Raw genomic sequence first — 4,943 nt, 5'->3', positions numbered from 1 at the left:
GCGCTGACAACTCACGAGCCGCCCCCTCCCGTCACCGCACGGGAGGGGGCGGCTCTGTGTCTGCCACGGGCGCACGAGGGGAAAACGGGCTGTGAGAAATGCCATAAACAGGCATGCCATACCCGAAGACAGGGTAGGGTACGCTGAGTGCCCGGTTCGGTCACGCCCGCAGTCCCTCACCCCACTCTCCCCAAGGAGGACGTCGTGCTTCCCTCAATCCAGTCCTATCCGCTGCCGGAGGCGGCGGACCTGCCCCGCAGCCGCGCACCCTGGCAACTGGACGCCCCTCACGCAGCTCTGCTCATCCACGACATGCAGAACTACTTCATCGACGCCTTTGGCGCGGACTCCCCGATGATCTCGACGGTCATCGACAACATCCGGTCCCTCCGCCAGGCCGCCCACGCCGCGGGGGTCCCGGTGTTCTACACCGCGCAACCGCCGAACCAGGACCCGGCGGACCGGGGACTGCTCTGGGACTTCTGGGGCCCCGGCCTCCAGGAGGAGTCCCAGGCGGGCATCGTCGACCAGCTCGCCCCCGCCGACGGCGACACCGTGCTCACGAAGTGGCGCTACGACGCCTTCTCCCGGTCGGACCTCGAGTCCATGCTGGCAGCCGACGGCCGCGACCAGCTGATGATCGCCGGTGTGTACGCGCACATCGGCTGCCTCACCACCGCAACCTCCGCCTTCATGCGCGACATCAAGCCGTTCCTCGTCGCCGACGCCATGGCGGACTTCACCTCCGGGGACCATCAGGGCGCCCTGGAGTTCGCCGCCGCACGCTGCGGCCGGGTGCTCGACACCTCCCAGGCGCTCGACGGTCTGTCGCAGACGTCCCCGGTCGCACAGACGGTGGGGTCGGACGCCTGACATGCCCGCAGAATCGAACAGCACGGCACGCCACCACCTGGTGACCGGAGCGGCGGGAGGCATCGGGGGAGCCGTTGTCACCCGGCTACTCGCCGACGGGCACACCGTCACCGCCGCGGACACCGCCTTCGACCCCGCCCTCACCCGCATCGACCGGGACGCCCCGGGTGTTCTCTTCCGGGTCGGGCTCGACGTCGGTGACTCCCGGCGGGTCGACCGGGTCGTCGCCGAGGTGTGGGACACGGTCGGTCCGGTGGACTCCCTGGTGAACGGGGCCGGCGTCATCTCCGCGGTTCCCGGCGAACACACCACCGACGACGACTGGGACCGCCAGTTCTCCGTGAACGCCTTCGGCGTCTTCGCGATGTGCCGGGCCCTGGGGCCCCGTATGGCGGAGCGAGGGGGAGGCTCCATCGTCACGGTGGGGTCGAACGCCGGATCGGTGCCGCGCTCCGGGATGGCCGCCTACGCGGCGTCCAAGGCGGCGGCCAGCAGTGTCACCCGGTCCTTCGGCCTGGAACTGGGGCGCGGCAACGTGCGCTGCAACGTCGTGTGCCCGGGGACGACCCGCACCCCGATGATCGACGGTCTCGGACCGGAGAGCGAGCTTGTCGCGGGTCGTCCTGAGCTGTACAAGGCCGGGATCCCGCTGGGCAGGATCGCGGACCCGGAGGACATCGCCTCTGTCGTCGTCTTTCTCACCGGTGACGGCGCACGTCACATGACCCTGCAGGAGGTGGTCGTCGATGGCGGCGCCAGTCAGCGTTGAGTCGCGTGCCCGGCATGCGACGTTCGAGTTCTCGACCCCCGAGTACCGTCTCACCGCACGGGGGGTGGGTGACGTCGTCGCGCCGGAGGTCTGGGACGGGCCCCATGTCGCCGAGGCGGTCGAGGAGCTCCTGGGGAGGGCGGGGAACGACGGTCCGGTCGTCGGCTGCATCCCTTTCGACACCGGGCGGCCGGCTGTGCTGTACGTCCCCGAGGACGTCACGTGGCGCCACGCGGCAGGTGCGGACGACGGGGGGACGCTGTCCCGCGGGGCGTCGGAGACGGTGCCGGCGCCCTCCGGAGCCGCCGGGGTCAACGAGACTCCGGACACTCCCGACGCCCCCGCTATCCCCGAGTCCCCGACCTACCGTGAGTGGGTGAGGAAGGCGGTCGAGCGTATCGACGCAGGCGAACTGGAGAAGGTCGTCCTGGCGCGGACGGCGGTTCTCCGGGCGGGGCGGGCCTTCGACATCGACAGGCTCGTCGCCGATCTCGGCGTGGCGAACCCTCACGCCTACATCTACCGGAGTGACCTGCGCGGGAGCGGAACCCTCGTCGGCGCGAGCCCGGAACTTGTGCTGCGCAGCAGGAAGGGCGCCGTCACCAGTTTTCCCCTGGCGGGGTCGGTTCCCAGGGACCGCGACAACCCGGAACGGGACCGTGAACTCACGCGGGGCCTGCTGACGTCGTCGAAGGACCGCGCCGAGCACGGCCATGTGGTGCACCAGGTGGGGGAGGTCTTCCGGCGGCACGCCCGGAACGTGGTGGTCCCGGAGACTCCCGCTGTGGTGGCGACCCCGGTGATCCTCCACCTGGGCAGCCGCATCACCGGCAGGCTGCCGGGGCCGAACTCCCCGGGCGCCCTGATGGAGATGCTCTACGACCTGCACCCCACGCCGGCCGTGTGCGGTTGGCCCACGGCGGCGGCCAGGAAGGTCATCGGGGACCTCGAGGACTTCGACCGGGGGATGTACTCGGGACTCGTCGGGTGGGTCGACGCCGAAGGCAACGGTGAATGGGCCCTGTCCCTGCGTGGGGGAGTGGTCAGCGGTGACCGCGCGCAGCTGTTCGCCGGGGCGGGGATCGTCTCCGGTTCGGTGCCGGAGGACGAGCACCGGGAGACGGCGACGAAGTTCGCCACGTTCGCCCGGGTGCTGCAGAACCAGCAGCGTCGGGCCGTGAGCGTGTAGCGCGCGTACGATTGCCCGGTATGCGACTCTGGAGTCTCCACCCGTCGGTCCTGGACCGCGCCGCCCTTGTGGCGTGCTGGCGTGAAGCGCTCCTGGCGCAGAAGGTCCTGGAGGGAGGGACCCGCGGGTACCGGGCGCACCCCCAACTCGTCCGGTTCCGTGCCCGCCCGGAACCGCTTCGCGCGGTGGGGGCCTACCTCACCGGTCTTCGTACGGAGGCCACGGGCCGGGGCTACTCCTTCGACGGGAGCCGGATCCACGTGCCGGCGGTGCCGGAGGATGTGCCGCCGATCGAGGTCACCGAGGGGCAGTTGCACTACGAGCTGGACCATCTGCGTCGCAAGGTCACTGTCCGGGCCGTGGACTGGTTGCCGCATCTGCCGACCCACGGGCCGGTGCCGGCGCACCCGGTGTTCACCGTGGTGCCCGGGGCGGTGGAGCCCTGGGAGGTCGTGCCTCCGCAGGGGACGTGACTGGACGCCGGGGCGAAGGAGCCGGCGGTTAGTGGGGGCGGGCCGGCTGTTCGGCCTGGAGGAGGAACCGTGGCAGGATGTCCTGCCCCGGCAGTGCGCCGGTGATGTCGGCGGCGGCGCGGCGGCAGCTCTCCCTCAACGCTGCGGTGTCGGTCTCGGCGGGGACGCGGAGACGGATCTCGATGATGTCGGTGCCCCGGTCCCGGGTGGCCCGGTACCGTGCGGACCGTACGTCGTCGCGCTTCTCGAAGGTCTGGGCGACCGCGGAGGCGATGTCCGCGGGGGAGGTGCGGATCGTCCCGGTGGGGGCGGACGACGGGGACGCGGAGCGGCCGAGCCGCCTGCGTTCGATGTTCACGCCGATGAGCAGCAGCCCGATGAGGCCCGACACCACGGCCGCGGTGACGAGGAGGGCGTTGTAGTTGTCCCGGGAGCTCAGCCCCGCCCAGAAGTCCCGGTTCACGTAGTCGCCGATCCGCTGTGCCGCGGGAAGGTCGAACTGCAGTCCGATCATCCAGAAGGCCAGCCCGCCGGCGAGCAGGAAGATCAGGAAGGTGACGGCGCGGTCGAAGAACGCCTTTCCGCGGTTCACTTCGCCTCACCTCCGCGGGTCACGGTCACCTCGACGTCCGGGACGGGGTCCAGGAGTGAGGCGAGGTCGGTGACCAGGGAGGCGACCCGCTCCCGGACGGTCCCGGCGGCGTCCGGGGTGACGGCGGTGACGACCTTGACGGAGATCCTCCTGCGGGTCGTCACGGTGTGTGCCGAGAGTACGCCGGGCACTGTGCGTGCTGTGGCGGTGGACAGGCGTGCGACGTCGACGGGGCGCGCGTAGAGCTCGGAGTCCCCGCCGAACCGCAGGTGGGTCCGGCGCCGGGGCCGGACGGTGACCGCGAGGAAGAAGAGGGCGACGAGGGCGCAGCCGACGCCCGCCCACAGCATCCACGACTCGCTCTGCACCGTGGCGAACCAGTCGAACACCGGGGGCAGCAGCTGGTCTCCGGACAGTGTGCCGTTGAGGACGAGGATGTCGCGCACGATCACGCCGGTCACGCCGAGGAAGGCGGCGCCGGCGAGGACGGTCCATCCACGGGCGGTGGGCGAGGCCTTCGGCTCAGGCGCGCGGGGGCCCCGCGGCCGGTCGGTGCCTGGGTCACCTGTATCAGAGGGGGGTGGGGTCGAGACGTCGTCGGACGCGGACAGGTCGACGGCGAACCGCCCGGAGGGTGCGGGACGGTACTGTTCCGTGTGGTGTGTTGCGGTCATCGTGTGCTCCTGTCGGCGTCGGACGCGTCGGAGGTGTCGGACGGGCCACCGCCCCAGCGACGTCCGGTGTCGACAGTCACCGGGATACGACGGTGACGCCGGACCGTCGGGTGGACCGACACACCGAGCCCCTGCGGCGTGGGGACCGTGCGTGTCGGCAGGCCGCGCGGGGTGGGGATGTCGCGCATCCGCGGGCCTGCGGGTGTCGGCACGTCGTAGAGGATGCGCAGTCCGTGGGGGCGCGGCGGTGCGGTGACCTCCACACGATCCACGATCACCGGCTCCAGGGGGCGCGGACGGGAGGGGCCGTAGGGCGGACGCGGACGCAGGACCGGCGTGGCCCGCGGTGTCGCCGGACGGGTCACCGTCGGCG

6 protein-coding genes and 1 pseudogene are annotated in these 4,943 nt (G+C 71.5%); 4 read left to right on the top strand and 3 right to left on the bottom strand.

What is annotated here, in order from left to right:
* Positions 1-204: 204 nt before the first annotated feature.
* The 4 genes from Q0A34_RS13130 to Q0A34_RS13115 are packed head-to-tail and all read left to right on the top strand — an operon-like array spanning position 205 to position 3,304.
* Positions 205-873, top strand: a complete 669-nt coding sequence (locus Q0A34_RS13130) for an isochorismatase family protein (protein ID WP_291480445.1) — start codon at positions 205-207, stop codon at positions 871-873.
* Position 874: 1 nt separating this feature from the next.
* On the top strand, positions 875-1,642 hold the full coding sequence (locus Q0A34_RS13125; protein ID WP_291480444.1) for an SDR family oxidoreductase: 768 nt from the start codon (positions 875-877) through the stop codon (positions 1,640-1,642).
* Entirely contained in the window at positions 1,620-2,831 is a 1,212-nt protein-coding gene (locus Q0A34_RS13120) for an isochorismate synthase (protein WP_291480443.1), read from the top strand. Before Q0A34_RS13125 ends, Q0A34_RS13120 begins: the two co-directional genes overlap by 23 nt.
* A 20-nt stretch (positions 2,832-2,851) precedes the next feature.
* Complete coding sequence (locus Q0A34_RS13115; protein WP_291480442.1) at positions 2,852-3,304, top strand: pyrimidine dimer DNA glycosylase/endonuclease V; 453 nt, start codon at positions 2,852-2,854, stop codon at positions 3,302-3,304.
* Between the two features lie 28 nt (positions 3,305-3,332).
* On the opposite strand, the gene Q0A34_RS13110 is transcribed toward Q0A34_RS13115, so the two are convergent.
* The 3 genes and pseudogenes from Q0A34_RS13110 to Q0A34_RS13100 form a co-directional block, all read right to left on the bottom strand.
* Positions 3,333-3,896: a hypothetical protein gene (locus tag Q0A34_RS13110; RefSeq protein WP_291480441.1), complete on the bottom strand. Its 564-nt coding sequence runs from the start codon at positions 3,894-3,896 to the stop codon at positions 3,333-3,335.
* A complete protein-coding gene (locus Q0A34_RS13105; protein ID WP_291480440.1) occupies positions 3,893-4,570 on the bottom strand; it encodes a hypothetical protein in 678 nt (225 codons plus the stop codon). Before Q0A34_RS13105 ends, Q0A34_RS13110 begins: the two co-directional genes overlap by 4 nt.
* Positions 4,567-4,943 (bottom strand): annotated as a pseudogene (locus tag Q0A34_RS13100) (hypothetical protein); the annotation flags it as partial. The pseudogene Q0A34_RS13100 and the gene Q0A34_RS13105, both read right to left, overlap by 4 nt.

The organism is Corynebacterium sp. (genome assembly GCF_022712195.1).
Classification (GTDB): Bacteria; Actinomycetota; Actinomycetes; order Mycobacteriales; family Mycobacteriaceae; genus Corynebacterium.
Note: the sequence above shows the minus strand (reverse complement) of the source record. Positions and strands in the feature narration are given on the sequence as shown.